This window comes from Rhizobium sp. CNPSo 3670, assembly GCF_057784555.1.
Map to the genome: position 1 here is coordinate 1 of NZ_JBXSOL010000032.1, position 24,906 is coordinate 24,906.

Annotated in this window: 16 protein-coding genes and 3 pseudogenes; 7 read left to right on the top strand and 12 right to left on the bottom strand. The window is 61.6% G+C overall.

The annotated features are described in order from the left end of the window. The 7 genes and pseudogenes from AC13QO_RS25025 to dnaG all read right to left on the bottom strand — a co-directional run. Positions 1–94 (bottom strand): annotated as a pseudogene (locus tag AC13QO_RS25025) (GYD domain-containing protein); the annotation flags it as partial. Positions 95–337: 243 nt separating this feature from the next. After that, a complete protein-coding gene (gene rpoD / locus AC13QO_RS25030; protein ID WP_011426193.1) occupies positions 338–2,395 on the bottom strand; it encodes an RNA polymerase sigma factor RpoD in 2,058 nt (685 codons plus the stop codon). A 468-nt stretch (positions 2,396–2,863) separates the two neighbouring features. Then, positions 2,864–3,007 (bottom strand): annotated as a pseudogene (locus AC13QO_RS25035) (GFA family protein); the annotation flags it as partial. A 25-nt stretch (positions 3,008–3,032) separates the two neighbouring features. Beyond that, the gene (gene tdh / locus AC13QO_RS25040; protein WP_488542180.1) at positions 3,033–4,070 is read right to left on the bottom strand and encodes an L-threonine 3-dehydrogenase; all 1,038 of its coding nucleotides are present in this window, start codon (positions 4,068–4,070) and stop codon (positions 3,033–3,035) included. 216 nt (positions 4,071–4,286) lie between these two features. Beyond that, entirely contained in the window at positions 4,287–5,474 is a 1,188-nt protein-coding gene (locus AC13QO_RS25045) for a glycine C-acetyltransferase (RefSeq protein WP_488542181.1), read from the bottom strand. A gap of 90 nt (positions 5,475–5,564) precedes the next feature. Next, positions 5,565–7,433, bottom strand: a complete 1,869-nt coding sequence (gene recQ, locus AC13QO_RS25050; RefSeq protein ID WP_488542182.1) for a DNA helicase RecQ — start codon at positions 7,431–7,433, stop codon at positions 5,565–5,567. Then, the gene (dnaG, locus tag AC13QO_RS25055; RefSeq protein ID WP_285191490.1) at positions 7,433–9,430 is read right to left on the bottom strand and encodes a DNA primase; all 1,998 of its coding nucleotides are present in this window, start codon (positions 9,428–9,430) and stop codon (positions 7,433–7,435) included. Before dnaG ends, recQ begins: the two co-directional genes overlap by 1 nt. A 657-nt stretch (positions 9,431–10,087) precedes the next feature. Here dnaG and AC13QO_RS25060 point away from each other — a divergent pair. Beyond that, positions 10,088–10,978 carry a hypothetical protein gene (locus tag AC13QO_RS25060; protein WP_488542183.1) on the top strand — a complete coding sequence of 297 codons (891 nt, stop codon included), beginning with the start codon at positions 10,088–10,090 and terminating at the stop codon, positions 10,976–10,978. 2 nt (positions 10,979–10,980) lie between these two features. Here the strand turns inward: AC13QO_RS25060 and AC13QO_RS25065 are convergent, their stop codons facing one another. After that, positions 10,981–11,436: a GatB/YqeY domain-containing protein gene (locus tag AC13QO_RS25065; RefSeq protein WP_085778864.1), complete on the bottom strand. Its 456-nt coding sequence runs from the start codon at positions 11,434–11,436 to the stop codon at positions 10,981–10,983. A gap of 269 nt (positions 11,437–11,705) precedes the next feature. On the opposite strand from AC13QO_RS25065, the gene carA reads away from it, so the two are divergent. After that, the gene (gene carA, locus AC13QO_RS25070) at positions 11,706–12,911 is read left to right on the top strand and encodes a glutamine-hydrolyzing carbamoyl-phosphate synthase small subunit (RefSeq protein ID WP_085780136.1); all 1,206 of its coding nucleotides are present in this window, start codon (positions 11,706–11,708) and stop codon (positions 12,909–12,911) included. Positions 12,912–13,210: 299 nt separating this feature from the next. Here the strand turns inward: carA and AC13QO_RS25075 are convergent, their stop codons facing one another. Beyond that, the gene (locus AC13QO_RS25075; protein ID WP_488542184.1) at positions 13,211–14,983 is read right to left on the bottom strand and encodes an adenylate/guanylate cyclase domain-containing protein; all 1,773 of its coding nucleotides are present in this window, start codon (positions 14,981–14,983) and stop codon (positions 13,211–13,213) included. 77 nt (positions 14,984–15,060) lie between these two features. Between AC13QO_RS25075 and AC13QO_RS25080 the strand changes: the two genes are divergently transcribed. Both AC13QO_RS25080 and AC13QO_RS25085 read left to right on the top strand, forming a co-directional pair. Beyond that, positions 15,061–15,267, top strand: coding sequence for a hypothetical protein (locus tag AC13QO_RS25080; RefSeq protein WP_488542185.1), 207 nt, complete (start codon positions 15,061–15,063; stop codon positions 15,265–15,267). A gap of 42 nt (positions 15,268–15,309) precedes the next feature. Next, complete coding sequence (locus AC13QO_RS25085) at positions 15,310–15,630, top strand: antibiotic biosynthesis monooxygenase family protein (RefSeq protein WP_285191485.1); 321 nt, start codon at positions 15,310–15,312, stop codon at positions 15,628–15,630. Between the two features lie 16 nt (positions 15,631–15,646). Here AC13QO_RS25085 and AC13QO_RS25090 read toward each other — a convergent pair whose 3' ends face one another. Together AC13QO_RS25090 and AC13QO_RS25095 are read right to left on the bottom strand one after the other, a co-directional pair. Then, on the bottom strand, positions 15,647–17,050 hold the full coding sequence (locus AC13QO_RS25090; protein ID WP_488542186.1) for an MATE family efflux transporter: 1,404 nt from the start codon (positions 17,048–17,050) through the stop codon (positions 15,647–15,649). 144 nt (positions 17,051–17,194) lie between these two features. Further along, positions 17,195–18,439 carry a TCR/Tet family MFS transporter gene (locus AC13QO_RS25095; RefSeq protein WP_488542187.1) on the bottom strand — a complete coding sequence of 415 codons (1,245 nt, stop codon included), beginning with the start codon at positions 18,437–18,439 and terminating at the stop codon, positions 17,195–17,197. A 225-nt stretch (positions 18,440–18,664) separates the two neighbouring features. Here AC13QO_RS25095 and AC13QO_RS25100 point away from each other — a divergent pair. After that, positions 18,665–18,847 (top strand): annotated as a pseudogene (locus AC13QO_RS25100) (aldo/keto reductase); the annotation flags it as partial. Between the two features lie 184 nt (positions 18,848–19,031). On the opposite strand, the gene ypfJ reads toward AC13QO_RS25100, so the two are convergent. After that, positions 19,032–19,949, bottom strand: a complete 918-nt coding sequence (gene ypfJ, locus AC13QO_RS25105) for a KPN_02809 family neutral zinc metallopeptidase (RefSeq protein ID WP_488542188.1) — start codon at positions 19,947–19,949, stop codon at positions 19,032–19,034. Positions 19,950–20,214: 265 nt separating this feature from the next. Here ypfJ and AC13QO_RS25110 point away from each other — a divergent pair, with 265 nt between their 5' ends. Together AC13QO_RS25110 and carB are read left to right on the top strand one after the other, a co-directional pair. After that, complete coding sequence (locus AC13QO_RS25110; protein ID WP_488542202.1) at positions 20,215–21,243, top strand: zinc-dependent alcohol dehydrogenase family protein; 1,029 nt, start codon at positions 20,215–20,217, stop codon at positions 21,241–21,243. A gap of 169 nt (positions 21,244–21,412) precedes the next feature. Next, the gene (gene carB / locus AC13QO_RS25115; RefSeq protein WP_285191481.1) at positions 21,413–24,901 is read left to right on the top strand and encodes a carbamoyl-phosphate synthase large subunit; all 3,489 of its coding nucleotides are present in this window, start codon (positions 21,413–21,415) and stop codon (positions 24,899–24,901) included. Positions 24,902–24,906 lie beyond the last annotated feature (5 nt).

A 24,906-nucleotide genomic window follows, 5' to 3' on the forward strand; every position in this document is an offset into this window, starting at 1 on the left:
GCAGTTTCTTCGCCGCATCCAGCCGTTTTGACGAGTCGCGAACAGTGCGCACGCCTTGGTCCGTCCAGTTGATCAACACAATGTAAGTGGTCATCTTGCACCTCCGAACGGAGGATTCGCCCGACACGGGTATGCGTCGGTCCTCGCTCGCGCACCGCGATCGATTTCTTCCCCCGTGGCCGGACTATAATCTTGTCACCACTAAGCGACAAGAAAGCCGCCGGGATCATTGGTATTAATCACAAAAGCAAAAGCCGGGCACGACGCCCGGCTTTCCAATCATCACGGCAATTGTCGAAACCTCAGCTGTCGAGGATCGAGCGCAGCTTGGAGTTTCTTAGCTGTCCAGAAAACTTCTCAGCTTTCTCGATCGGCTCGGATGCTTCAGCTTACGCAGCGCCTTCGCTTCGATCTGGCGGATACGTTCGCGGGTGACCGAGAACTGCTGGCCGACTTCTTCGAGCGTGTGATCGGTGTTCATGCCGATGCCGAAGCGCATGCGCAGCACGCGCTCTTCGCGCGGCGTCAGCGAAGCGAGAACGCGGGTCGTCGTCTCGCGCAGGTTCGCCTGGATGGCGGCGTCGATCGGCAGCAGCGCGTTCTTGTCCTCTATGAAATCGCCGAGATGCGAATCCTCTTCGTCGCCCACCGGGGTTTCGAGCGAGATCGGCTCCTTGGCGATCTTCAGGACCTTGCGGACCTTTTCGAGCGGCATGGCGAGCTTTTCGGCCAGTTCTTCCGGCGTCGGCTCGCGGCCGATCTCGTGCAGCATCTGGCGCGAGGTCCGGACGATCTTGTTGATCGTCTCGATCATGTGCACCGGAATGCGGATCGTGCGGGCCTGGTCGGCGATCGAGCGGGTGATCGCCTGACGGATCCACCATGTTGCATAGGTCGAGAACTTGTAACCGCGGCGGTATTCGAACTTGTCCACCGCCTTCATCAGGCCGATATTGCCTTCCTGAATGAGGTCGAGGAACTGCAGGCCGCGGTTCGTGTACTTCTTGGCGATCGAGATGACGAGGCGCAGGTTCGCTTCGACCATTTCCTTCTTGGCGATGCGCGCTTCGCGCTCGCCCTTCTGCACCATGTGCACGATGCGGCGGAATTCCGAGATCGAGATGCCGGTTTCCGTCGCGAGATTCTGGATCTCCTGGCGGATGTCGCGGATCGTCGTATTCTCGGCCTTGGCGAATTCCTTCCAGCCGCGAGCGGCCAGATTGCCGATCGACTTCATCCAATTCGGATCGAGCTCGGCGCCCTGATACTGCTCCAGGAAGGAGTCGCGCTTGACGCCGTAGGATTCGGCCAGACGCAGCAGGCGGCCTTCGTTCTGCACGAGGCGCTTGTTGATGTCGTAGAGCTGCTCGACCAGTGCATCGATGCGGTTCTGGTTGAGCGACAGCGACTTGACTGCCTTGATCAGTTCGTCCTTGAGCTCCTTGTAGCGGCGCTCCTGCGCGGACGACAGCGTGCCGGTGGCGGCAAGGCGCTGCTCGACCTGTTGGTCCTGCAGCTTGCGCAGCTTCTTGTAAGTCTCGGCGATGATGTCCAGCGTTTCCATGACCTGCGGGCGCAGCTCGGCTTCCATCGCGGCGAGAGACAGGTTGGATTCGTCCTCGTCCTCTTCCTCCTCTTCGGGAGGCAGGCCTTCGCCGCCGACATCGGTAATGTCGTCGTCGCCGGAACGGGCGCGCCGGGTCTTTTCCTTCTCTTCCGCCGCCTTGCGGTCGGCCTCGATCTTCTCGGGGCTCTGGAACTGCGGCGCGGCCTTGGCTTCCGGACCGGAATAGGTCGTCTCGAGATCGATGATCTCGCGCAGCAGCGTCGTGCCCTCGTTGAGTTCGTCGCGCCAGATGATCAGGGCCTGGAAGGTCAGCGGGCTCTCACAGAGGCCCGCGATCATCGTCTCGCGGCCGGCTTCGATGCGCTTGGCGATTGCGATTTCGCCTTCGCGCGACAGAAGCTCCACCGAGCCCATCTCGCGCAGATACATGCGCACCGGGTCGTCGGTACGGTCGGTCGGCTCTTTCTTCTTGGCGGTCGCAAGCGCGGTGCCGGCCGAAGGCGCGAGTTCGCCGCCTTCGCTGTCCTCATCGCCGCCGGCGTCGTCGTCATCGCCACCGCCGGAAGCACCGGCCTCTTCGGCTTCCTCGTCCTCGATGACGTTGATGCCCATGTCCGACAGCATCGACATCGTGTCTTCGATCTGCTCGGAGGTCACTTCTTCGGACGGCAGGACGGCGTTCAGCTCGTCCATCGTCACGTAGCCGCGCTTCTTGGCGGCCTTGATCATCTTCTTGACCGCGTCGTCGGAAAGATCGAGAAGAGGGCCGTCGCTTGCGCCGTCGCGTTCGACTTCCGCGTCTTCGTTCTCTTTGACCTTGGTTGCCATTTATATCGTCGCCTTCCTGACGCTATCCAATCTCGCTACGGTGAATGGGCCGTCTCAGGGCCTGACGCGCCGCTCGCGTCGCCCTTGAATCACCTGAGCCCACCTAACGGGATGACATTTAAAGTCTGATTAACCACGATCGCCGGTACCGGACAGCAAAGCTTTCTTGCCTCTGGATTTCCGGCCATGGTTGCGCGATCCGCCTTGACCCTGTTCACCGTTTCAACAAGTCGAACGGTGATTCCCACATTTTTTGTTCTCGTCAAGCTTTTCCAGCAAAAAAGCCCGCGAAAACTCGGAAAAAGCCTTATCCACAGGCTTTGAACCGCGGCTGCGATTGCGAACCTTATTTAAGAAGCAGCAAACAAAAGACAAGGGCGGCCCGAATTTTGCCCGCCGCCCCAGTTGTTCCGGCCATTTCCTGTAATTGTGCCGACGGTATATTCGCCCGATCCGGGCAAATATTGGCTAACGAGCCTGGCCGTCGTAAGGCGTCACCTTCAGCGCGCCGAGATCGATCGCGGGAATGCAGCGCAGATTGATCGAAGCCATCGCGGCACCGTTCGGCGCCACGCCCTCGCCGAAGGGGGCGATGCCGCAATTGGCGCAGAAAATGATGAAAGCATGTCGTCTTCCCTCACATCCAGTCCATCACGACCTTGCCGGAATTGCCCGACCGCATCGCCTCAAAACCATCGCGGAAATCGTCGATGTTGATGCGATGGGTGATGATGGGCGAAAGATCGAGGCCGCCCTGCACGAAGGCGATCATCTTGTACCAGGTTTCGAACATCTCGCGGCCGTAGATGCCCTTGAGATTGAGCATCTTGAAGATCACCTTGTTCCAGTCGATCTCGAAGCCCGCCGGCGCGATGCCGAGGATGGCAATCTTTCCGCCATTGTTCATCTTGTCGATCATGTCGCGGAAGGCGGGCGCTGCACCCGACATTTCGAGCCCGACATCGAAACCCTCCGTCATGCCGATCGCCTTCATCACGTCGGCAAGGTTCTCGCGCGAGGCGTCGACGACATGGTCGATGCCAAGCTTGCGCGCCAGATCCAGACGGTGCGGATTGATGTCGGTGATGACGACCTTGCGGGCGCCGGAACGCTTGGCAACGAGTGCTCCCATGATGCCGATCGGCCCGGCGCCGGTGACGAGCACGTCCTCGCCGACAAGATCGAAGGAAAGTGCGGTATGCACGGCATTGCCGAACGGATCGAAGATCGCGGCGATCTCGTCTGAAATATCGCCCGGGATCGGCACGACATTGCTTTCGGGAATGCAGACGAACTCTCCGAACGAGCCCGGCCGGTTGACGCCGACGCCGAGCGTGTTGCGGCAGAGATGCCCCCTGCCCGCCCGGCAGTTGCGGCACTTGCCGCAGACGATATGCCCCTCGCCGGAAACGCGCTCCCCGACATGATAGCGGGTGACCGCCGAACCGATCTCGGCGATCTCGCCGGAAAATTCATGGCCAACCACCATCGGCACCGGAATGGTCTTCTGCGCCCACTGGTCCCAGTTCCAGATATGCACGTCGGTGCCGCAGATTGCCGATTTCTTCACCCGGATCAGCACATCGTTCGGCCCGACCTCCGGCACCGGCACATTCTCCATCCAAAGCCCGACCTCGGGCTTCGACTTGACCAGCGCCTTCATCATGTTCGACATTCAACTATCCCACCTTTGCTTGGCGCAGACTTCGCTATTCCCTCTTCTCCCCAGCGGGGAGAAGGTGCCCGTAGGGCGGATGAGGGGGCCACACGGCACACCGTTCAAATCCAATATTGTTTCTCGCTTACCGCTCGAAACCTCGCTTCGCTCACCCCCTCATCTGTCCTGACGGACATCTTCTCCCCACTGGGGAGAAGAGGAAGCAAGCCCCGCTCAAATCACCCCCAACTCCCGCCCGGCCTCGGCAAAGGCTGCAATCGCCCGCTCCACATCCGCCCTCGAATGCGCCGCCGACATCTGCGTGCGGATGCGGGCCTGGCCTTTCGGCACCACAGGGAAAGAGAAGCCGATCACATAGATCCCCTTCTTCAGCATCAGACTTGCCATGTCCTGCGCGAGCTTGGCATCGCCAAGCATGACCGGGATGATCGGATGGCCTTCGCCGGCAAGCTTGAAGCCCAGCTTGGTCATTTCAATACGAAAGAGATCGGCATTGTCGGAAAGGCGCTTGCGAAGGGCATCACCGTTTTCGATCAGGTCGAACACTCTCAGCGAGGCAGCGGCGATGACGGGGGCGAGCGTATTCGAGAACAGATAGGGCCGCGAGCGCTGCCGCAGCCATTCGACGACCTCCGCCCTGGCTGAGGTATAACCGCCTGAAGCGCCGCCGAGCGCCTTGCCGAGCGTTCCGGTGATAATGTCGATGCGGCCCTCGACGCCGCAATGTTCCGGCGAGCCGCGGCCGTTCTTGCCGACGAAGCCGACGGCGTGGCTGTCGTCGACCATGACCATCGCGCCATATTTCTCGGCGAGATCGCACACCCCCTGCAGATTGGCGATGATGCCGTCCATGGAGAAGACGCCGTCGGTCGCAATCATCTTGAAGCGGCTGCCTTCGGCTTTTTTCAGCTCTTCTTCCAGCGCTGCCATGTCGTTGTTGGCGTACCGGAAGCGCCTGGCCTTGGAGAGACGCACGCCATCGATGATCGAGGCATGGTTCAGCGCGTCGGAAATGATCGCATCCTCTTCGCCAAGCAGCGTTTCGAACAGGCCGCCATTGGCGTCGAAGCAGGAGGAATAGAGGATCGTGTCTTCCATGACGAGGAAGGAGGAAATGCGTGCTTCAAGTTGCTTGTGCTCCTCCTGCGTGCCGCAGATGAAGCGCACCGAGGCCATGCCGTAGCCATAGCGGTCGAGCGCCTTCTTGCCGGCCTCGGCCAGCTCTTCGTTATCAGCAAGGCCGAGATAGTTGTTGGCGCAGAAATTCAGTACCCGCTCGCCGGTGGAAATCGCAATCTCGCCAGCCTGCTTGGAACGGATGACCCTCTCTGACTTGTAGAGGCCGGCATCTCTGAGCGCCGAAATCTCGGCCCGGAGATGAGAAAGAAATGGCGAGGTCATGGGCGGCCCTTCCTGACGTTTTTTATAGCAATCGGGTTAGCATATCGCTGCTTGCTTGTCTTCTCGCTGCGCCAAAATCAGCGAGCCCGTTCAATCCTTGTCGTGCGAGAGAATGATCTCCAGGAAAGCGTCGCCATAACGCTCGAGCTTCGATTGCCCGACGCCCGATATGCCCAGCAATTCCTTGCGGCTGCGCGGCCGTTCCGTCGCAAAGGCAATCAGCGTCGTATCGGGAAAGACGACGTAAGGCGGCACGCCGAGCGATTTGGCGATCGCCATGCGCTCGGCTCTCAGCGCCTCGAAAAGCGTGCCGTCGGCGCCCGACAGGCCTGACTTGCGCTCGCTGCGCTCGGCCTTCTTCGTACGCCGTTCCGATGCCGGCCGGTCCTTGCGGAAGAAGACCTGCCGTTCATGCTTGAAGACGGCGCGCGCCTCCGGCTCCAGCTTCAGCGCCCCATAGGCCTCATGATCGATACGGATCAGCCCCATGGCGAGCAGCTGGCGATAGACGGATTGCCAAGTCCGCGCCGGAATGTCCTTGCCGGCGCCGAAGACCGGCATATCGACATGACCGAAACGCTCGGTCTTTTCGTTGACGTTACCGACCAGCACATCGATGACATGACCGGCGCCGAACCGCTCGCCGGTGCGGTAGACCGCGGCCAGCGCCTTGATCGCCGCTTCCGTGCCATCCCAGGTCTCGACTGGCTTCAGGCAGGTGCCGCAATTGCCGCATTGGCCGGCATGCGCCTCGCCGAAATGGGCAAGGATCGCCTGCCGGCGGCAGGAGGTGGTTTCGCAGATCGCGAGCAAAGAATTGAGCTTGGCGCGCTCAACCCGCTTGATTTCGTCTGCGGCGTTGCCCTCATCGATCATGCGGCGGCGCTGGATAACGTCGGCCATGCCATAGGCCATCCAGACCTCGGACGGCAACCCGTCTCGGCCGGCGCGCCCGGTTTCCTGATAATAGGCCTCCACCGAACCCGGCAGGTCGAGATGGGCGACATAGCGCACATTCGGCTTGTCGATGCCCATGCCGAAGGCGACGGTGGCGACCAAGCAGAGATTCTCTTCTTTCAGGAAAGCATCCTGATTGGCGTCGCGCAGCGCCCGGTCCATGCCGGCGTGATAGGGCAGTGCGCGGATGCCCTGCCCGTTCAGCCAATCGGCCGTATCCTCGACCTTGGCGCGCGACAGGCAATAGACGATGCCGCTGTTGCCCTTATGGCCGGAGAGGAAGCGCAGCAGCTGCTGGCGCGGCTGGTCGCGCTCGACGATTTCATAGGCAATATTCGGCCGGTCGAAGCTGGTGGTGAAGATTTCGGCCTTGCCGAGCCCCAGCCGCTCGATGATATCGTCACGCGTGTGCGGGTCGGCCGTTGCCGTCAATGCCACGCGGGGAACGCCGGGATACTGTTCACCGAGGCGGCCGAGCTCGCGATATTCCGGGCGGAAATCATGGCCCCATTGCGAGACGCAATGGGCCTCGTCGATCGCAAACAGCGCAATCTTATCACTGGCGATCAGCTCGCGAAAACCCTCCGTCAGGATGCGCTCGGGCGTGACGTAGAGAAGGTCGAGCTTTCGCGCCGAAAGCGCACGGCGAACCTCGACGAACTCTTCGCGCGACAGCGACGAATTGAGTGCCGCAGCCCTGATGCCGAGCTGCTTCATCGCCTCCACCTGATCGCGCATCAGCGCAATCAGCGGCGAAACGACGATGCCGACGCCGTCACGGCAAAGCGCCGGGATCTGGAAGCAGAGCGATTTGCCTGCACCTGTCGGAAAGAGCACCACGGCATCGCCGCCTGAAACCACGTGCTCGACCACCTCCTGCTGCCTGCCGCGGAAGGAGGAATAACCATAGACCTGCTTCAGGACGTCGAGAGGCGAGCGGCCGGCGGAAAACAGCGCATCGGAAACGAAAAAACCGGGCTCCTTGCGTTCGCTGAGCGGCATCAGTGGTTCGCCGCCCCTTTGACACGGCCGGAAAGCACGCCGAAGCCGTCGATAATCGCCTCCTGGTTCTCCAGGCGTACGCCTTCGAGATGCACTTCCTGCTGCGCCCGTATCAGCTGAATGATCGCCTCGCCGTCGCCGGCTTCGGTCGCCAGCGCAATCTCGCGTTCGAGTTCCATCTTCTGCCGGCGCAGCGCCTTCGCCCGTTTGTGGAAGGCGAGCGCCTGACGATAGCCTTCACGAGCATCCTCCATCGCCGCCTCCTCGGTCGCCGTCCAGAGCCTCGCATTGCGCACCTGCTGGTCGAGACTCTTGATGAGCGGACCGAAACCTTCGAATTCCAGCCGCTCAGTCAGATATTCGCGCGTCAGATGCGGACCGGCGACGGCAGCGGCTGCGCCAAGCATCGCCGACCAGAGCCGCTGCAGCTCACGGCTGTCATATTCGATCGCGGCGATTTCATCATAATCATCGATCATCAGGGCCGGATGATTGACGATGGTGAGCGCAAGCACGCTTTCGCGCAACGCCGTATTGTCCCGGTGTCCGCGGACGGGGCCCGAGCGGGCGAGCCGATCGGAAATCAGGCTGGGGCTTTTCGGTCCTGCCTTGGCCGTATTGTCGCGGGCGTTCCGGGGGCTGCTGCTGAAACCGCGCCGCCCGCCGCTGTTGCGGTTCTGGAACTGCGGCTGGAAGAAGGCATTCAGCCGGTCGCGAATATCCTGCTGGTAATGACGGCGCACATTCTCGTCGGCGATGACGGCAACGAGCTGCTTCAGCCGCGCTTCGAGCTCGGCGCGCGCCTCGGGCGTATCGAACTTGCCGGTGTTGATCTCCCGGCTCCACAGCATCTCCGAAAGCGGCTTTGCCTGACTCATCACCTTGTCGAAAGGCGCGCGGCCCTCGTCGCGCACGAGGTCGTCCGGATCCTTGCCATCAGGCAGAAGCGCGAAGCGGACGGAACGGCCGGGCTTCAGATGCGGCAGCGCCAGCTCGGCGGCGCGATTGGCGGCGCGAATGCCGGCGCCGTCGCCATCGAAGCAAAGCACCGGCTGCGGCACCATCTTCCAGAGCAGCTCGAGCTGGTTTTCGGTGAGCGCTGTGCCGAGCGGCGCGACGGCGTTTTCGATACCCGCCTGATAGAGCGCGATCACGTCCATATAGCCTTCGACGGCGATGATGGTGCCGCTCGCATTGTCATCCTGATCGCCGCGGCCGGGACCCTGTATGGCGCGGCGCGCGCGGGCGAAATTGTAAAGGACATTACCCTTGTGGAAGAGCTCAGTCTCGTTGGAGTTCAGATATTTCGCCGGCGCATCTGATGACATGGCGCGGCCGCCGAAGGCGATCACCTTTTCCCGGGACGAAAGAATCGGGAACATGATGCGGTCGCGGAAACGGTCGTAGGAGAGCGGCACGTTTTCATGAACGACAAGGCCGCAGGCTTCGATCTGCTCCTTGGAGACGCCCTTGCCCGCGAGGAATTCCTTCAGCGCATTGCGGCTGTCAGGCGCATAACCGAGACGGAAGGTCTCGATGGTACGCCCCGTCAGCCCGCGATCGCGCAAATAGGCGCGCGCCTTTGCGCCATTGGCCGTCTGCAGCTGGTCCTGGAAGAAGCTGGTCGCCATTTCCATAACGTCGATCAGCGAGCCGCGCTCCTTCTCGCGCTTCTCCATCGCGGCATCGGCAAGCGGCATCGGCACGCCGGCCATGTCGGCGATCTGCTGCACCGCCTCGGGAAAACTCAAGCCCTCCAGCTCCGTCAGAAAGCGAAAGTGATCGCCGGTGACGCCGCAGCCGAAGCAGTGATACCGACCCTTTCGGTCCTCGCAGTGGAAGCTCGGCGATTTCTCGCCATGGAAGGGGCAGCAGGCCCAGTAGTCGCCCCGCGAGACGTTGGTCTTGCGCTTGTCCCAGCTGACGCGGCGCGCAATCACGTTCGAAATCGGAACGCGGTCGCGGATCTCATCGAGAAAGGTGTTCGAAAAGCGCATTTATCCCTCTTGGCCAAGCTCCATATAAGCTGCTTTGCCGCACCATGCCACGAAACTCGTCAGGAAAACCCGCTATTCACAGGCAAGTGCACCCGACGTCCGCGGCGTCAGTTATCCAATCAACAACTCGTGACCGACCCCTGCGACAGGGTGCGACATTATTGTCGCCGAACGTCTCTGAAGCCGGGCACTGCAGGTGCTTCGGCATGAGCGAGATCGTTCGGCCAAGTTGAATTAAAACTTTTCGAAACAGTCACTTATCGGAGCCGCCGCTTGGGCGCCCCCATCCTCGCGGCGCTTGTCGAACCTTCGCTTCGAAGCGCCTTTTCCGGCAATCATTATTTTTTTGTAATTTGAACAGACGGCCGCACCGCAATAGGTTTGATCTCAACAAAGCGATCCCCGAGCGAAGCACCATCCCTACCCCCGGCGCCGCTTCGCAAGGGTGCCTTTGCAAATACCCTCCGGCTTGGGCCTCAGCCCTGCGTTGCCGGCGGAAGCAAAGAGCAAGAAGGCAGGAGCGCCCCCAGCTCCTGCCTTCTTAAATTTTAGGCTCTGTTGCCAACTCTCCCTTTGAAATTAACCGCTTATCGACGGAACCGTTGACAGACGGCGCGTGAATGAAAGATGTTGCGCCGAACTCCTGGACCCTTCCCAATGGCTTTCACCGCGGAAAATCTTGCAGGAGACGATCGCTTTCTCGCTGCGATCCTCCATTGCGCCAATCAACTGCTTGCGATCTATCGCGAGAGCCCGCGCATCGCATCGATTTTCGCCGCGCAACAGCGCTGGTTGATGGCCCATGCCGGCTTAGCACTTCATTACGGTCATCCCGACGACGGCCAGAGCGGTGGCCTCTATTCCGGCCGCTTTGTCGATTTCGCAGTCAAGAATGACATCGCCAGCCGCAACACGGCCGCGGCCTTCATGCAGGAAATGCTGGCCTATCGTTTCCTGCGTCTGGTGCCTGGACCTGACAAGCGCACACGCTATCTGGAACCGACCGAAATCGCCGAACAGCATTTCATCCGATGGCTCGTCACCCATATGATGATCCTCGATAGCCTCGACGGCGGCGAGCGCGCCGACCAGATCACCGCCGACCCCTCCGTGACAATGGCTGCGATTCAGCCGCGGATCGCAAGGGCAATCATCGGCAGTGAGTCCGTGCGCAATCCGGGCCCCACCTTCAACCTCTTCAACTGGGCGAATTCCGGCGGACTGGTGATGGATTACCTTATCTCCCGCCTTCCGCAATTTCCTCGGGCGGCCGAGCGCGTCGTTATCGGCCCACTGTCGCTCCGTGAGCTCCGCGAACAATTCATGATTTCCAATACCCACCTGAAGCGGCTTCTGACCCAGGCCACGACCATGGAAAGCGTCGGCTGGACAGAACCTTCGCGCAAGGGCGACTTCTGGCTGTCCCGGCGCTTTATCCTCGAATATTGGAACTACCAGGCGGCGAAGTTTGCGATCGTCGATGCCGCCGCCGAGGCCGTGCTCGGACCTGCGGTCCGTGAAGAGCCGCAGGCGAGACGGGCCATCTGAGGTTATCCGTTCAAAAGCTCCTTGACGGTTGCCGATGCCTTGGCGAAATCCATCTGGCCGGCATAACGCTCCTTGAGCGCCGCCATCACCTTGCCCATGTCCTTGACGCCGGCAGCACCCGTCTCGGTGATGATCGCCGAGATATTGGCGCGCACTTCGCCATCGGAAAGCTGCTTCGGCATGAAGTCCTGAATGACGGCGATTTCCGCACGCTCCTTGGCAGCGAGCTCCGGTCGGGAATTCTCCTCATAGATCTTTGCCGATTCGTCGCGCTGCTTCACCATCTTGGCGAGGATCTGCAGGATCTCGTCGTCGCTCGCCTGCTCCTTGCCAGTACCGCGATTGGCAATGTCGCGGTCCTTGATCGCCGCCTGAATCAGCCGAACGGTCGACAGCCGCTCCGAATCCTTGGCCTTCATCGCCTCTTTCAGCTGGGTGGCGAGTTGATCGCGCAGCATGTCTTCACTCCTTTTTTGATGCCGCTTCATAAACCACGCCGATGCGACGGATCAAATAAATTGCGCGATCGGCGCGACAAAGCGCAAGAAAACGGCCGCAATCCCGGCTACAAAGATTGACGCTCAGCGATTGCGTGGCTATTTACCGCCACCTGCACCAAAATTCGTGATCAGGCCTGAAGCGCGCGGCATTGCCGTGCCCACACGTCTGCGAGATCAAATGGCGACGAGCGCGGCTAAGCGCATCAGCCGCCGGAAACGGGATGAAGATGACCGCAACAGCACCCTGGACAACCGAAAAGCCGACCGCCCTGCTCGTTCTTGCCGACGGCACGGTGATCGAAGGCAAGGGCATCGGCGCCACCGGCAAGGTCCAGGCTGAAGTCGTCTTCAACACGGCGCTGACCGGCTATGAAGAGATCATGACCGACCCCTCCTATCTCGGCCAGATCGTCACCTTCACCTTTCCCCACATCGGCAATATCGGCACCAACGACGAAGATATCGAGGACCTGACCCCTGCGGCCCGCCACGGCGCCGTCGGCGTCATCTTCAAGGCCGACATCACCGACCCCTCGAACTACCGCGCCGCCAAGCATCTCGACCAGTGGCTCAAGGCCCGCGGCATCATCGGCCTTTGCGGCATCGACACGCGTGCGCTCACCGCCTGGATCCGCGAGAACGGCGCCCCGAACGCGGTGATCGCCCACGACGCCAACGGCGTCTTCGACATCGAGGCGCTGAAGGCCGAAGCCAAGGCCTGGAGCGGCCTGGAAGGTCTCGATCTTGCCAAGATCGCCTCGTCCGGCCAGTCCTCACAATGGGCGCAGACGCCGTGGGTCTGGAACGAAGGTTACGGCGAACTCGGCGCGGCGGATGCGAAATATCACGTCGTCTGCCTCGATTACGGCGTCAAGCGCAACATCCTGCGCCTGTTTGCCGGCCTCGACTGCAAGGTGACCGTCGTGCCGGCAACAACGAGCGCCGAAGACGTGCTCGCCTTGCAGCCGGACGGGATCTTTCTCTCGAACGGCCCCGGCGATCCGGCGGCAACCGGCGAATATGCCGTGCCTGTCATCAAGACGCTTGTTAAGACCGATATTCCGGTCTTCGGCATCTGCCTCGGCCACCAGATGCTCGGCCTCGCCTTGGGCGCCAAGACCGAAAAGATGCACCAGGGCCATCACGGCGCCAATCACCCGGTCAAGGATCACACGACGGGCAAGGTCGAGATCGTCTCGATGAATCACGGCTTCGCGGTAGACTCAAAGTCGCTGCCCGACGGCGTTGAAGAGACTCATATTTCGCTTTTCGACGGCACCAATTGCGGCCTGCGCGTGCTCGGCAAGCAGGTCTTCTCCGTCCAGCACCATCCGGAAGCCTCCCCCGGCCCGCAGGACAGCCACTATCTCTTCCGCCGCTTCGTCAATATGGTGCGCGAGAAGAAGGGCGAACCGGCGCTTGCAGAGCGCTAGTTTCAAGAAGCGCCGGTTTCGCAAACTCTGTTAAAACCGGCAGCCACCAACGTAATGTGGCATCTCTTGAATCTTGAAAGACAGCTATCAGAGAAAGGACCGCTATCTGCCCATAGCGTCCTTTTTCTTTGTTGAAGGATAGGGCTGCTTTGCGCCGCAAGTAGAGGGCGACTTCGCAGCTTCCTGAAAGCAGACCTTGATGGCAGATTGCGCTGGAGGTGGTGGCTACGCCGGCACCGGCTGTTGTTCATCTTCCGCCGAAATGGCGAACAGGTTCAAGATCGGGCATTGATCACTCATCATTGTACGACACCGGCCTTGCGTAGCCCCTCCATGGCGAGGTCGAAATCAGCGGGGTTCTTGAAGGGCAAGACTTTGCGGCGGTATTCCAAGGAGAAGTCGGGATTGACGCGCAGCACCTCTTGCCACGTCGCCCGAGCCTCTTCGAACCGGCCGAGGTGTCCGTAACAGGCGGCCAGAAGCGCGCGCGAGACGTCGGTGACGGGATTGCGGCTCACGCGCTGCATCAACAATTCAACGGCCTCTTCGTACCTTCGCAGTTGAAACCAGGCCCAGGCCTGAAAGTGGAGAATGACATCCGGAAAATACGGGTTCAAGATCCTCGCCCGATCGAAACAGGCGAGTGCCTCGTGGGATCTGCCTGAATAGAGAAGTGCCTCGCCGAGGCTGACCTGCCCTTCGGCGAAGTTCGGGTTGAGGCCTATCGCACGCTCGGCCTCGCCGATGGCTCTATCGTGCTGCCGTGAGTAAAGCCTGACGACACTCAATGCCCAGTGCGCCACGGGGTCGCTCTCATCCCGCGCCACCGCCAGCATCGCAGCCTCTTCGGCCTGCTGGAGCGAGCGTTGCGGCGACGCGCTCCACCGGTTCAGGTAGTCGAGCCCATGGGTAAGGGCGAGAAAGGCATGTGCCGAGGCGAAGTTGGGGTCCAGTTCGACGGCATGTTGCAAAAGATCGCGGGCGTCGCTGTTCGTTTGCTTCGTCAGCCGGTGCCACAGCTCCCGGCCGCGCAGGAAGCAGTCATAGGCCTCGGGCTGACCGGTCTGGCCCGGCACCAGCCTTTTCCGATCACCTTCTGTCAGGTTGACCGCCAGTGCGTCGACGATCTGCTGCGTGACATCGTCCTGAACCGCGAAAATGTCGGTCAGGTCTCGATCGAACCGCTCCGCCCATAGATGCCCGCCGGTGGTCGCGTCGATGAGCTGCGCGGTGATGCGTACCCTGTTGCCTGATTTGCGCACACTGCCCTCAAGAACATGCCGCACGCCGAGCTTCGTGCCCACCTCCTGCACATGGACGTTCCTGCCTTTGAAGGTAAATGACGAATTGCGGGCGATGACGAAGAGCTGCGACAACTTCGATAGCGCCGTGATGATGTCTTCCGAGATGCCGTCGGCGAAGTAGTCCTGTTCGGCGTCACCGCTCATGTTGGCGAAGGGCAGGACGGCGATCGACAGCTTCGGCGACGTTGCCCTCGCAGGTGGACTCGTTGCGGTTTCCGAGGTGACGGCTGCATTGGTCCCGGCGCTGCCGACTTGCAGCGAATAGACGCGGATCGGTTCGGCGATGTTCTTGAGTTGCGTGTTGCCGAGATCGCTGACCGAGAGGTCGAGCCTCGCCTTGACTTGGCGATAGGCATCCTCGGACAGGCAGATCGCGCCCGCCGCGGCGACGCCCTCCAATCGCGAGGCGATGTTGACACCGTCGCCCATCAGATCGCCATCGCTTTCCTCCACGACATCGCCCAGATGGATACCGATCCGAAACTCGATGCGACGGTCCTGCGGCACGCCGTCATTGCGCTCCAGCATACCGTTCTGCACCTCAATGGCACAGCGCACGGCGTCCACGACGCTGCGGAACTCGACCAGCGCACCATCGCCGGTGCGCTTCACCACCCGGCCATGGTGCACGGCGATCGTCGGATCGATGAGATCGCTGCGCAGTGCCCGTAACCTCGCCAGGGTGCGGTCCTCGTCGGCGCCGGCAAGCCGGCTGTACCCGACCACGTCTGCGGCCAGGATTGCAGCCAGCTTTCGGTTCTCGCTCATGGCGCGGTCTCCTCACTTCCAGGATAGCAGGGAGACAGAAGGCAAGAAAGAACTTCTAGCCGCGGCTTGGAGCGATCTTGGCTGAGATCGACTTGTCTAATGGCTCATCGACGCACCCAACGTTGAAGCTGCACGCAATGACTGCTCTGTCGTTCCTTGACGCCGAGCCAGCAACTGCTTCTGGCGCACCGTTGCATCAAGCTTCGACAATGTCGCCGAAACAGGAAAGCAATGGACATTCGACCGGCCTCTGCCCTTTCACTATTGACCTCAACCATGCTTGAGGAATTACAGAACTGCCCGCAGATCCGATGCAGGAGATATAGATGAGCGGAGCTTTCTATCGTGTCGACAAGTTCATCGTGCCGGCGGCGGCGCGTGAGGAATTTCTTGTCAAAGTGATGATGACCCACAAGCTGCTGGAGGCACAGGAGGGCTTCATCGATCACCGGGTGCTGGAGCAGGTCTCAGGTCCCGGCGAATTCAATTTCGTTACCATCGCCGAATGGGAAAATACCGAGGTCGTCGAGCGTGCGCGGGCAGCCGTGACGGCCGCCCACAAGGCCTCAAATTTCGATCCGCAGGAAATGTTCTCGCGTCTCGGCATTCGAGCCGATATCGGCAGTTACAAGCCTGTCGCGGCCTGAGGGCAAGGACGCCGGCTCAGACGCCGGCGATTGCGCCCTCCCGGCGAACGAGAAGATAGAAGCGTCCGCAGAGCATGGCGGCCGCCGCCGCCAACCCGACAAGGAAGCCGAACCAGATGCCGATGCCGCCCAGACCCAACGGAAAAGCGAAGGCCCAGGCCAGGAAGAAGCCAATCGGCCAGTAAGCGATCAGCGCCATGATCATCGGCACGCGCGCGTCCTTCAGGCCGCGCAGCAGTCCATTAGCGATCACCTGCAGCCCGTCGACCAGTTGGAAAAGCCCGGCAACGACGATCAGCGGCCCGGCATAGGAGAGCACCTCGGGCGCCTCGGGCGAACTGACGTCGAGGAACCAGCTGCCGAGGAATTGGGGCATTGTGGCAAAGAGCACCGAGCCCACCGCCGAAATGGCGCAGCCGAGGATGAACACCATGATCGAAGCCCGCACCAGCCCGTCATAATCGCCCTGCCCGTGGGCGACGCCCACGCGCACCGTCGCCGCCTGGCTGAGGCCTAGCGGGATCATGAAGGCGATCGAAGCCCATTGCAGGGCGATGCCGTGGGCGGCGAGTTCGATCGTGCCGATATAGCCCATCAGCAGCGAGGCCACCGTGAACAGGCTGACCTCGGCAAGGATGGTGACGCTGATCGGGAAACCGAGCCGGATGACTTCCAGCAGCGCATGCCAGTCGGGCTTCCAGAACCGCACGAAGATCTCGTAGCGGCGCGTCTCCTCCCGCCTCTGCACGAAGGCAAGGATGAAGAGGAAACCAGCCGTCTGGACCACGACCGATACGATCGCCGCACCCTCGAGCCCCATCGCAGGAAAGCCGAAATGGCCGAGCACGAGGGCATAGGCGAAGAACGCGTTCATCACCAGCGTCACGATGGTGACGTTGAGGATGATGCCTGCCTTGCCGATGGCGCTGACCAGCGCGCGCATCACGTTGAAGAGCAGTGCCGGCAGCACGCCGAACTGACCGATCATGATATAGCCATGCGCGAGCTCGGCTACCTCCGGCTTCTGCTGCGCGAAGAGCAGGATTTGCTCGGAATAGAAGAAGGCGGGCTGCATGACGGCCCAATATCCAAGCACCACCCACAGACCCATGCGCAGCGATCGGCGCACAGAGATGACGTCGCCGCGACCATAGGCCTGCGCCACCATCGGAATGACGGCGATGGCAAAACCCGAACCGAAGATCAGGATGGTGAAGAGGAATTGAGCCGACAGCACCATCGCCGCCAGATGCTCGGCGCCGAGGCGGCCGACGATCATCACGTCGGTGGTATTGATGCCGAGCTGAGCGAGCTGTGCGCCGATCAGCGGAATACCGAGCGCCAGTGTTGCACGAAAATGCGCACCCCAACGATTATCGTTTGTCGGCGCAAGGCTGCGCGCGTCGATCGGCGTGTCCATGACACCAGTCCTGTGATTGAGATCTGCAACGCCGCGTAGTGGCGCAAAAATATCACTCGGGCTTAAATCAAAGCCCCGCAAAGAACTACCCCAAAACAGGCAGATGATGAAAAATTCATCATACCATCACCATTTCTGATCGGTTCAGCCCACACCTTCCAGCGCCTCGGCCGGCTCCCCGGCTCGAACCCTCGTGAGGAATATCCCGGCGGCCACAACAATGAGGACGGCAGCCGTGAGATAAGGCGCACCGGCAAAGGTGACGGGCGCCTCAGGCCGCGTGAAATAGCCGAACATTTGCGTGAAGATCAATGGCCCGACAATGGTGGTGATGCTGCTGAGGCTGGTCAGCGCGCCCTGCAACTCGCCCTGCGCGGAAGGCGGCACCTTCCCGGCGGCAATGCTGCGCAGCGCCGGATCGGCGACGTTTTCAATGACGGTCGCCACGATGACGACATAGACCACCCAGCCCTCCCAGGCGAAGGCATAGCCGGTCAAGCCTGCAGCCGAGAAACAGAGGCCGAGAAGCGCGGTCTTCCACTCGCCAAGCACAGGCACGATCCGCGGCAGGACAAGGCCCATGACGATCGCAGCACCGATGCCGTAAATGCCGAGCGACAGGCCGATCTGGCCCTCGCTCCAACCGTAGCGGTAGGTAGAGACGAAGGACCAGACCGAGGGATAAACGGCATGCGCCAGGAAAAACAGGAACATGACGAGGCTGACCCCGCCGATGCCAGGGTAATGGCGCATCTGGCGCAGCGCGCCGACGGGGTTGGCGCGTTTCCACTCGAAGCGGCGGCGGTTCTTCGCCTCCAGCGTTTCCGGCAGCAGAAAGCAGGCGGCGATGAAATTGAGAAGCGACAAAGCGGCAGCGCCGAGGAAGGGTACGCGTGGGCCGAATTCCCCGAGGAATCCGCCAATGACAGGGCCGATGGTAAAGCCGACGCCGAAGGCGATGCCGATCAGTCCGAAGTTCTTCGCGCGGTTCTCCTCCGTGCTGATATCGGCGATATAGGCCGAGCAGGTGGCGAAGCTGCCGCCGCTGATGCCGGCAAGCACGCGGCCGACGAACAGCATCCAGAAGCTGGTGGCGATGCCGCAGATGAAGTTGTCGATGGCGAAGGTCAGCACCGAAAGCAGAAGGATCGGCCGGCGGCCGAAGCGGTCGGACAGGTTTCCGAGCAACGGCGCGAACAGGAACTGCATGCCGGCATAGACGAGCATCAGCCAGCCGCCGTCGATCGCCGCATCGCTGACGCTGCCGCCGGTCAGTTGCTCCAGATAGGCGGGCAGCACCGGCATGATGATGGCGATGCCGATAATGTCGAGGAAGAGGATGACGAAGACCAGGAAAAGGCCGCGGCGAACGAATCTCGGATCAAGCATGAGGCATCTCTACAGCAGCTGTTTCTGAAAAGACGATCTCCGTCGCCGGAAAGTGACATAGCTCAGAAAAGAAACTGAAACAATCGGTGAACATCTGGAAGCATCCCAGGAGTTCTACGGGAAAATCGTCAGGGCCTCAACCGGTAGACGCGCGCCGTCGTTCCGGGGAATCGTAGCGATAAAACTCCCTTGCAATCGCCGCGACGGCATCCAGATCAATCCAAGCAGAACATTGTTCCCCTCATCGGCGCCCGCCGCCGCGACCGGTTGACTGAGGCGCTCGGTTCACTTGCGGTGGATCTGTCGGCAGAAGATTTCGCCGCCATTGAACGCGTCGTGCCGAAGGATGCTGCGGCCGGCGGGCGCTATCCCGAGCATATGCTGCAGCGCATGGATAGTGAGAAGTGAGGTTAGGTGTTAGGTCAAAGGGGCTCAAACGTCCGGCCGTGTAGCCCCCTCATCCGACCTACGAGCACCTTCTCCCGAGGGGAGAAGAGGGAATCGAGACGTCGCGGAAAGTCCCCTTCTCCCCTCGGGGAGAAGGTGGCCCCAAGGGTCGGATGAGGGGCCACACGCAGGGACTCTGGAAACCTCAAACTGGCCCCGAAAACGTATCACACGCCGTCAGCTGTCCGCTGTCGAAACCGCGCTTGAACCATCTGACGCGCTGCGCCGAGGTGCCGTGGTTGAAACTCTCGGGCACGACGTAACCTTGCGAGCGCTTCTGCAGCGTATCGTCGCCGATCTGCTGTGCGGCATTCAGCGCCTCCTCGAGATCGCCCGCCTCCAGGATACCCTTCTGCTGGGTATACTTGCCCCAGATGCCGGCGAAGCAATCGGCCTGCAGCTCGACGCGGACCGACATCTTGTTGGCCTCCTCCTCGCTCATGCGCTGACGGGCCTGGTTGAACTTCGGCAAGATGCCGAGCAGGTTCTGCACGTGATGGCCGACCTCATGCGCAACGACATAGGCTTCGGCAAAATCGCCCGATGCGCCGAAGCGATCGGACAGCTCCTGGAAGAAGGCCGTATCGAGATAGACCTTATGATCTCCAGGGCAATAGAACGGACCGCTCGCTGTAGAGGCGAAGCCGCAGGCCGACTGCGTCTGGTCGGAGAAGAGTACGAGCCGAGGCTCCTCGTAATCCCGGCCCTGTGCCTGGAAAATGCCGTTCCAGGTATCCTCGGTCTCGGCAAGGACGGTCCGCACGAAAGCAGTCATTTCGTCATTGGCGGGGGTGCGGGCGCCGGATTCGCTCTGCTCGTAGCCGGGGCCGCTGGACATGCCCCCGGTGTCCAGCACCTGCATCAGGTCGATGCCCATCGCCTTGAAGATCAGATAGATGACGACGAGGAAGATGATCGTGCCGATGCTCAAGCCACCGCCGGCGCGGCGAACACCGCCGCCTGAGGGAAAGCTGAAACCACCGCCGCGGCCAAAACCGCCGCCGGTGGGCTCGCCGCGACGATCCTCGACATTGTCGGACTGACGCCGGCCTCTCCATTCCATCTTCGTTCTCCCCGCCAATCCAGATGCTTGTCATCAATGAATTTATATAACCGTCAGCAGGAGGAATTCCAGCGGCTTCAACCGCATGAAAAATCGGCGGCTGCACGGCTCCTCGGCTGCAAACTTGACGGACGGGATATTGTTCCCTCAGCCCATCGGCCCCAGCCATGCGTCCCCATCGCGTAAAGAAGATGCGTCAACCGCTTGACGCAACTCCTGCTTTCGCCCTTCCTGTTAGAAGGGGAGAATGCAGGAGGAGATGGCGATGAAGGCGGTGCGTCTGCAAGCGACGGGACAGTTGCAACTTTGCGAAGTCGGAAAGCCGGCACCAGGTCCGGGTGAATTGCTCGTCCGGATCGAGGCCTGCGGCATCTGCGGCACCGACCGCCATATCTTCCACGGCGAATTTCCGTCAAAGCCGCCGGTGACGCTCGGCCATGAATTCGCCGGCATCGTCGAGACCGTCGGACCTGATGTGACCGATTTCCGCCCCGGCATGCGCGTGACCGGCGATCCGAACATTTCCTGCGGCGGCTGCGGGGAATGCCGGCGCGGCCGAGTCAATCTCTGCCGGAACCTGCAGGCGATCGGCATTCACCGCGACGGCGGCTTTGCCGACTATGTCTGCATGCCGCAAAGCCAGGCCTTCGCGCTGCCGACCGATCTTGATCCGCTCCACGGAGCCTTCTGCGAACCGCTCGCCTGCTGCATCCACGGCGTCGATCTCGCCGGGCTGCATACTGGCGCTTCAGTCATCGTACTCGGCGGCGGCGTGATCGGCCTGCTCACGGTTCAACTGGCAAGGCTCGCCGGCGCCACCCGTGTCATTCTGGTGACGCGCAGCGCCGAAAAACGACGCTTGGCCGAAATCCTCGGCGCCACGGCAACGGCCGATCCAGGCGACGGCGATATCGTTGCCCGCATCACCGCCGCCGACGGATTGCTGCCCGGCGGCGCCGACGTCGTCTTCGAATGCGCAGGCGTCGCTGAAACCATGGAACAGGCGCCGCGGCTTGCCCGCCGCGGCGGCACTGCCGTCATTCTCGGCGTGATGCCGCAGGGGGCAAAAATCGAAATCGAGCCCTTTGACCTGCTATTTCGCGAAGTCAGGCTGATAAGCTCCTTCGTCAACCCCTTCACCCATAGCCGCGCCGCCGATCTGATCGCCTCCGGCAGGATCAAGGTCGAGCCGTTGATCTCCCGCAGGATTGGGCTTGCAGAAGCCCCAGACGCGATCGTCAATCCGGCGCGCAGCGGCGAAATCCGGGCACTCGTCATCCCCGGCCGGGAATAGGCGTCCGCGCCGGTTCGAATTCCTGTCGATTCCGCGATTTATGGGGTTCCGTTTGCAAATACATTTGCCTATAAGCCGCTTCTAGCCTGAAAAGACCCAGCATGCGCAACCGACCCGGTGATCTCCCACCCTGGCCGGTTTTCTGCGCAGCCAGAAAATGGATATCGCCATGCCGAAGCGCCAAGACATCAAATCGATTCTCATCATCGGCGCGGGACCGATCGTCATTGGCCAGGCTTGCGAATTCGACTATTCCGGCACCCAGGCCTGCAAGGCTTTGAGAGAGGAAGGCTACCGCGTCATCCTCGTCAACTCCAACCCGGCGACGATCATGACCGACCCCGGGCTGGCAGACGCAACTTACGTAGAGCCGATCACCCCGGAAGTCGTCGCGAAGATCATCGCCAAGGAGCGCCCGGACGCGCTGCTGCCGACCATGGGCGGCCAGACGGCATTGAATACCGCCCTATCCCTGAAGCGCATGGGCGTGCTCGACCGCTACAATGTCGAGATGATCGGCGCCAAGCCGGCGGCCATCGACATGGCCGAAGACCGCGCGCTGTTCCGCGAGGCTATGGCACGCATCGGCCTTGAAACGCCGCGCTCGATGCTGGCGAACGCCACCGACATCAAGGATCTCGACCGCAAGACGCACGAGGCCGAGCGCACCAAACTGCGCGAAAGCCTCTCCGGTCCCGACCTCGACAAGGCGCTGGACGAGCTGGAAAACCAGTGGAATCTTGGCGAGAGCGACCGCAAGCAGCGCTACCTGAACCATGCCATGGCGATCGCCGCCCAGGCACTCGACCATGTCGGCCTGCCCGCCATCATCCGCCCCTCCTTCACCCTCGGCGGCACCGGCGGCGGCATTGCCTACAACCGCTCGGAATTCTTCGAGATCGTCGGCGGCGGTCTCGATGCTTCGCCGACCACCGAAGTGCTGATCGAAGAATCGGTGCTCGGTTGGAAGGAGTATGAAATGGAAGTGGTCCGCGACAAGGCGGACAACTGCATCATCATCTGCTCGATCGAGAACATCGATCCGATGGGCGTTCATACCGGCGATTCCATCACCGTCGCTCCGGCGCTGACGCTGACCGACAAGGAATACCAGATCATGCGCAACGCCTCGATCGCGGTGCTGCGCGAGATCGGCGTCGAGACCGGCGGCTCGAACGTCCAGTTCGCTGTCAATCCGAAGGACGGCCGCCTCGTCGTCATCGAAATGAACCCGCGCGTCTCGCGCTCCTCGGCACTCGCTTCCAAGGCCACCGGCTTCCCGATCGCCAAGGTCGCCGCGAAGCTCGCCATCGGCTACACGCTCGACGAGTTGGAAAACGACATCACCGGCGGCGCAACGCCGGCTTCCTTCGAGCCGTCGATCGACTATGTCGTCACCAAGATCCCCCGTTTCGCCTTCGAGAAATTCCCCGGCGCCTCCCCGGTCCTGACGACGGCGATGAAATCGGTGGGCGAAGTCATGGCGATCGGCCGTACCTTTGCCGAATCGCTGCAGAAGGCGCTGCGCGGCCTCGAAACCGGCCTGACCGGCCTCGACGAAATCGAGATCCCCGATTTCGAAGAAGGCGAATCCAGCCAGAACGCCATCCGCGCAGCCATCGGCACGCCGACGCCGGACCGCCTGCGCATGGTCGCCCAGGCGCTGCGCCAGGGCCTCAGCATCGAAGAGGTGCATGAAGGCTGCAAGATCGATCCCTGGTTCATCGCCGAACTCAAGAATATCGTCGACATGGAAGCCCGCATCCGCGAGCATGGCCTGCCCGGCGATGCCGCGAACCTGCGCATGCTGAAGGCCATGGGTTTCTCCGACGCGAGGCTGGCGACCCTGACCGGCAAGCGCCCGAAGGAAGTCGCGGAACTCCGCAACAGCCTGAACGTGCGTCCGGTTTTCAAGCGTATCGACACCTGTGCGGCCGAATTCGCTTCGCCTACGGCCTATATGTATTCGACCTACGAGACGCCCTTCGTCGGCGCCGCCCGCTCGGAAGCTCAAGTCTCCGACCGCAAGAAGGTCGTCATCCTCGGCGGCGGCCCGAACCGCATCGGGCAAGGCATCGAGTTCGACTATTGCTGCTGCCATGCCGCCTTCGCGCTGAAGGATGCTGGCTATGAAGCGATCATGATCAACTGCAACCCCGAAACCGTCTCGACCGACTATGACACGTCGGATCGCCTCTACTTCGAGCCGCTGACGGCCGAAGACGTGATCGAGATCCTGCGCGCCGAACAGGAGAAGGGCGAAGTCGTCGGCGTCATCGTCCAGTTCGGCGGCCAGACGCCGCTGAAGCTTGCCGAGGCGCTCGAGAAGAACGGTATTCCGATCCTCGGCACAGCACCTGACGCGATCGACCTTGCCGAAGACCGCGACCGCTTCCAGAAGCTTCTGATGAAACTCGATCTCAACCAGCCGAACAACGGCATCGCCTATTCGGTCGAGCAGGCCCGCCTGGTCGCCGCCGAGATCGGCTTCCCGCTGGTCGTTCGCCCGTCTTACGTGCTCGGCGGCCGCGCCATGCAGATCCTGCATTCGGAAGGCCAGTTGCAGACCTACCTTCTCGATACGGTTCCGGAACTGGTGCCTGAGGATATCAAGCAGCGTTATCCCAACGACAAGACCGGCCAGATCAACACGCTGCTCGGCAAGAATCCGCTGCTCTTCGACAGCTATCTCACTCACGCGATCGAAGTCGACGTCGACTGCCTCTCCGATGGCACCGACGTCTATGTCGCCGGCATCATGGAGCATATCGAGGAAGCCGGCATCCACTCCGGCGATAGCGCTTGTTCGCTGCCGCCGCGTTCGCTGCCGGTCGAACTGCTCGACGAGTTGGAGCGCCAGGCCAAAGCCATGGCCAAGGCGCTCAATGTCGGCGGCCTGATGAACGTCCAGTTCGCCATCAAGGACGGCACTGTCTACGTGCTCGAAGTCAATCCGCGCGCCTCGCGCACCGTGCCCTTTGTCGCCAAGACCATTGGTGCGCCAATCGCCAAGATCGCCGCCCGCGTCATGGCCGGCGAGACGCTCGACGCGACCTTCGCCGCCTATGGGCAGAAGCCCGATCCGCGTAAGCTCACCCACATCGCCGTCAAGGAAGCCGTCTTCCCCTTCGCCCGCTTCCCCGGCGTCGACACGCTGCTCGGCCCGGAAATGCGCTCGACCGGCGAAGTGATCGGCCTCGACACCGATTTTGCCCTGGCCTTCGCCAAGTCGCAGCTCGGCGCCGGCGTCGAGTTGCCGCGTGATGGAACAGTCTTCGTCTCCGTGCGTGATGAGGACAAGGCGCGCGTGCTGCCGGCGATCCGCATCCTCGTCGAAGAAGGCTTCAAGGTGCTGGCAACCGGCGGCACCGCCCGCTTCCTTGGCGAAAACGGCATCACCGCCACCAAGATCAACAAGGTCCTGGAAGGCCGTCCGCACATCGAGGACGCGATCCGCAACCGCCAGGTCCAGCTCGTCATCAACACCACGGACGGCAACAAGGCGATCTCGGATTCCAAGTCACTGCGCCGCGCGACGTTGATGCAGAAGGTGCCCTATTACACGACGATGGCCGGCGCCGAAGCCGCCGCTCAGGCGATCAAGGCGCTGAGGGCGGGCAATCTCGAAGTCCGGCCGCTGCAGAGCTACTTCGCCTGACATGA